Consider the following 4,353-nt stretch of genomic DNA (forward strand, 5'->3'; position numbering starts at 1 on the left):
AAGAAAAGTAGTAGCTCAACGAGCTAACTATAGTCAAAATAATAGTAAAAAAGGCAATTTCTGTATTATTACAATAGAAATTGCCTTATTCTCTCTAATCAAAGATCTTTATGTCCCAGCCTCTTTCAATTTTATTTTATCTCATATGGTTTTTTATAATCTTTTGGTTTTTCATCATATTTATCTTTTAAGATAGCATCACCAGTGATTCTACCATTCTCTTCAAAATCATAGTGATAATTATTATATGGATCATCTTTAAAAGTAACTTCTGTATAATTATTTCCGGTATTTAATGTAAACACCCCTTCTTCTGTTTTAATTTTATTTTCCCAACCTCTTTTCTTAAGTTCATGATGAACTTTTGCTTTGGTTTTGTCTTCTTCATGTTTTTGATAACCTAAATAAATATATTTTCCTATATTAAAAATTAATACTAAAGCAATAATTAAAATAATGATGATAATTCCTGTTACTTTAAAAAACTTTTTCATATTAAACTCCTTAATTAAGTTTATTTATTAAATTAATATTCCGTAAATTTAAATACAATGATACACATTTATGATATGTTTCTAAATGTAATAAAGTCAAATTAAAGGAGGAATTTAATGAAAAAATTAATGATGAGCTTATTATGTGTCTCAGTTTTAACTGTAGGAAGTGTAAATGCACAAGATAACAGCTCGACTAACTCTGAGTCGTTAAAAGAACTTCAAAATGAAGGTGTTGTGTCTAAATCGATTACTGAATCACAATGGCAACAAATGAAAGCCCAAGAACGTAAAGAAAAAGCAGAATTTGAAAGAACAGCTGAACAAGAATGGCAAGAACAACAAAAACAAGATCAAATAGATCGAGAAAATCGTAAAAGAAAAAAGAAATTTCATTTAAAAAAAGGTGACTATTTCATCACAAATAGTGTAAGTTCAAAAGGATTGTCAGGGCATGCTGCGATTTATTTAGGAAAAGGACGAATTAAAGAAGCTCCCGGATATAAACAAGCAATAAAAACGAATAATTTTTACAAATGGAAAAGATATACGTTAAAAAAAAGAAAAGGAAATCCCCAACATCGTTTTATAAAAGTATATCGTGCGCCAAAAAAATATAGAAGTAAAGCTGGGAACTATGCAAAAACTCATTTTAAAGGTGTTCCTTACAGTATAACGGCGAACCCATATTCTAAGAACGTTACGTATTGTTCAAAACTTGTTTGGCAATCTTATTATTATGGTGCTGGGTCAAACTCAGTTAAAGGTACTCCTGGTCCTGTGTTTTATCCATATAGCTTAAATAAGCATATTAAATCAAAAAGAGTGAAAATTTATAAAAGAGGATAAAAAATTCAAGATATTAATGTATAACCTATACAACTCCACTTCCCATAATAGATAATTATGTAATAATATAAAGCTTTAAAAACTATAATTGAGATTTGAATTCCTTCAATAATTCAGAAGAAAAATGGTTCTGTTGCAAAGTTAATTTTGTAGTATAATTTTAACAAAAAGAGGTATTTTCTATGCACTATTTCAGATATAAGCAATTTAACCAAGATATCATAACCGTAGCCGTTGGCTACTACTTAAGATACGCACTGAGTTATCGTGATATATCTGAAATATTAAGAGAACGTAGTGTGAACGTTCATCACTCCACCGTTTATCGTTGGGTTCAAGAATATGCACCTATTTTGTATCAAATTTGGAAGAAAAAGAATAAAAAGCTTATTATAAGTGGCATATAGACGAAACGTATATCAAAATTAAAGGGCAATGGTACTACTTATATCGTGCGATTGATGCAGATGGTCATACACTAGATATTTGGTTGCGTAAAAAACGCGATCAGGTTTCAGCTTATGTATTTATTAAGCGACTGATTAAACAATTTAGTAAACCTAAGATGATTATCACTGACAAAGCACCATCAACAAAGGCAGCTATATCTAAAGCAATTAAAGATTTTAACCTCAACAAAGATTGTCATCGTACGTCAAAATATCTCAACAACTTAATTGAACAAGACCATCATCATATTAAAATAAGAAAAGGGAAATATCAAAATTTAAATACAGCTAAAAATACACTTAAAGGCATTGAATGTATTTATGGATTGTATAAAAAGAACCGCAGGTCTCTTCAAATCTACGGTTTTTCACCATGTCATGAAATAAGTTACATGTTGGCGAGTTAATAGCAAAAAAAAAACACATCAAAACCATCACTAGTGATTTATTTTTATAACTTTGCAACAGATCCAATTTTTATATCTGCGCCACAACGCCGATTCTTTAAAACGAATATAAAAAATCGGCGAATGTCGATTACGATTTTGCACACGTCGATTTATCCGACGTATAAGTGCGCCCTTACGGGATTTAACTAGATTATAACGACGGAAATAGACCTGTAAAGCAATAACTATTGTGATAAAATTTGCTTAAAAAGGAGTGGTTATTTATGGGCATTGCTTTTATGATAATAGGAATTTTTCTTTTAGCTGGTATTGGTTTTTTCATTATGAATAAGTTCTATAAAAAAATGTGATGAATTAAACATAGACGACGCATTTATGCCGAGAAAATTTATTGATGTTGAGAAGAACCTTAACTAAACTTGAAGACGAATGTCGGCATAGCGTGAGTTATTAAGCCGACGATTCGATAAGTTTAGGGATTGTTAAGGGTTCCGAGGCTCAACGTCAATAAAGCAATTGGAATAAAGCAACTGACATATATTATAATTTCAAAAAACATAGGGGGGGATGTATGTGTTTGAAAAATTAGATGTTATAGATTCTGCACCATTCGATCTTTTGTTATTAGCAAACCCGTCTAAGGAATTGTTGTTGAAACATCTTGAGAGTGGAGAATGCTTTGTTTATAAAAATAATTTTGAAGTTTTAGGATGTTATATTTTGAAAGAAATTAACAAAAATAGAGTTGAGCTTCTTGACATAGCTGTTAGAGAGAATAAACAAGGTCTTGGTATAGGTAAAAAAATGTTGTCTCATTTGTTTAACTACGTTAAAAAAAGTGGATATACAGAAATTATTGTTGGAACTGGCAATTCAAGTATAGGACAAATTGCTTTTTATCAAAAAGCAGGTTTTAGAATGTTTGAAATAGATTTTAATTTTTTTGAACGAAATTACAGTAAAGATATTTATGAAAATGGAATTTTATGTAGAGATATGATTAGGTTTTTGAAACGAGTTTGAACGAGTTTCTTCTTGTCTTGATACTATATAGGGAACTGTTTTACTACGTAAATTTATCTATATGTTTTTAAAGAGGATTATGGAAATGCTAACGCTAAAGTAACCTTTGATTGGAATGAACTTTAGCTCTATTTATAGACCCTCGCCTCTATATTATATACAAAATTTTAATTTTATCATCATGTTTTTTAGATAAAAACATGTACAAAAAGAGCACCTACTAACATTCGAGTATTAATAGGTGCTACTTTTTGTCGTAGTTTTAGTTGTTCTTTTCCTTCTCTTTTAGCTAATTTTTGGAATGTTTCAGCCGTATCTTTAGGTAACATATAAGCGTCTAGTGTCGTTTCGTATCTCTTCAATCCTATTACCTCACTTTATTTTTAATTTTTCCATTTTATAATTTTCATAACTCCTTCAATATATTTTTTGTTATAGAATTAACATCAATATGTTTAAATGCTTTAACTACAAAGCTAATTAATCAACGTATACTTTTATTAGACACCCCAGCGAACCTCAAATACTTCTTTGAGATCAAGCTAGGTCAACCAAGGTAGCAATCTATAAAGTAATTAAAGATATTAAACTTAAAGTCATGTGTCATTACACATCTCAATATCTAAATAATCTTATTTAACCATATCACTATCATATAACAATAGGTAATATGAGGTTCTGAAGTATCGCTACCACCAAGAATATAGCTAAAGATAACGAAAGAATTAAAGCAAAAATAAAAGATTTGTCTCCTAAAAACTTTAAAGTTATTGACTAAACTAAAGTACAACTGTTGGAGTTCGGTACAGAATAAGACGAGTGAATCAATCATCCGTCCTATTTAAAATAGAGCTAATAAAAAGAGCTAGAAAGTGGGAGCGGGGCAGAAATCTAATTTGACTAAAAGGATTTCGTAGTCCCGCCCCGGCAAGGATGACTAGAATTGAAAAAAGCTTGATACAAGCGCGTTTTCAAATCAGTCATCTACTGCCGAGATGTTGAAGAGGCTGGGACATAAATCCCAAAAAAAATAGCACTCAGATGATTTATTTCATTTCATCTGAGTGCTTCTTCATATTCCATACTTCGTATTATTGGCTCGCTTTCCTAGGGTGCCGTCTCAGCCTC

Annotated in this window: 6 protein-coding genes and 1 pseudogene; 5 read left to right on the forward strand and 2 right to left on the reverse strand. The window is 30.3% G+C overall.

The annotated features are described in order from the left end of the window. Positions 1-196: hypothetical protein (locus N9R04_RS11195; protein ID WP_262856861.1), on the forward strand; the 196-nt coding region annotated here is incomplete at its 5' end. On the opposite strand, the gene N9R04_RS11200 is transcribed toward N9R04_RS11195, so the two are convergent. Next, positions 132-494, reverse strand: coding sequence for a DUF3139 domain-containing protein (locus tag N9R04_RS11200; protein WP_262856862.1), 363 nt, complete (start codon positions 492-494; stop codon positions 132-134). The two genes, N9R04_RS11195 and N9R04_RS11200, sit on opposite strands and share 65 nt — an antisense overlap. A 117-nt stretch (positions 495-611) precedes the next feature. Here N9R04_RS11200 and N9R04_RS11205 point away from each other — a divergent pair, with 117 nt between their 5' ends. From N9R04_RS11205 to N9R04_RS11215, 3 genes are all read left to right on the forward strand, one after another. Further along, positions 612-1,343 (forward strand): C40 family peptidase, encoded by a 732-nt coding sequence (locus N9R04_RS11205; protein ID WP_262856863.1) that lies wholly within the window; start codon positions 612-614, stop codon positions 1,341-1,343. 182 nt (positions 1,344-1,525) lie between these two features. Then, a protein-coding gene (locus tag N9R04_RS11210) for an IS6 family transposase (RefSeq protein ID WP_262856864.1) occupies positions 1,526-2,199 on the forward strand; the annotation gives its coding sequence in 2 pieces (ribosomal slippage) (positions 1,526-1,730 and positions 1,730-2,199; 675 coding nt in all). Between the two features lie 570 nt (positions 2,200-2,769). Then, positions 2,770-3,225 (forward strand): GNAT family N-acetyltransferase, encoded by a 456-nt coding sequence (locus N9R04_RS11215; RefSeq protein ID WP_306439872.1) that lies wholly within the window; start codon positions 2,770-2,772, stop codon positions 3,223-3,225. A gap of 188 nt (positions 3,226-3,413) precedes the next feature. On the opposite strand, the gene N9R04_RS11220 is transcribed toward N9R04_RS11215, so the two are convergent. Next, a complete protein-coding gene (locus N9R04_RS11220) occupies positions 3,414-3,587 on the reverse strand; it encodes a hypothetical protein (protein ID WP_262856866.1) in 174 nt (57 codons plus the stop codon). A 122-nt stretch (positions 3,588-3,709) separates the two neighbouring features. Here N9R04_RS11220 and N9R04_RS11525 point away from each other — a divergent pair. After that, a pseudogene (locus N9R04_RS11525) lies at positions 3,710-3,862 on the forward strand (IS6 family transposase); the annotation flags it as partial. Between the last annotated feature and the right edge of the window lie 491 nt (positions 3,863-4,353).

This window comes from Staphylococcus marylandisciuri, from assembly GCF_025519785.1.
GTDB lineage: Bacteria > Bacillota > Bacilli > Staphylococcales > Staphylococcaceae > Staphylococcus > Staphylococcus marylandisciuri.

Bases quoted from the DNA above. Each gene is read 5' to 3' on its own strand.
- N9R04_RS11205 (WP_262856863.1), top strand. From the start codon at position 612: ATGAAAAAATTAATGATGAGCTTATTATGTGTCTCAGTTTTAACTGTA.
- N9R04_RS11215 (WP_306439872.1), top strand. From the start codon at position 2,770: ATGTATGTGTTTGAAAAATTAGATGTTATAGATTCTGCACCATTCGAT.
- N9R04_RS11200 (WP_262856862.1), bottom strand. From the start codon at position 494: ATGAAAAAGTTTTTTAAAGTAACAGGAATTATCATCATTATTTTAATT.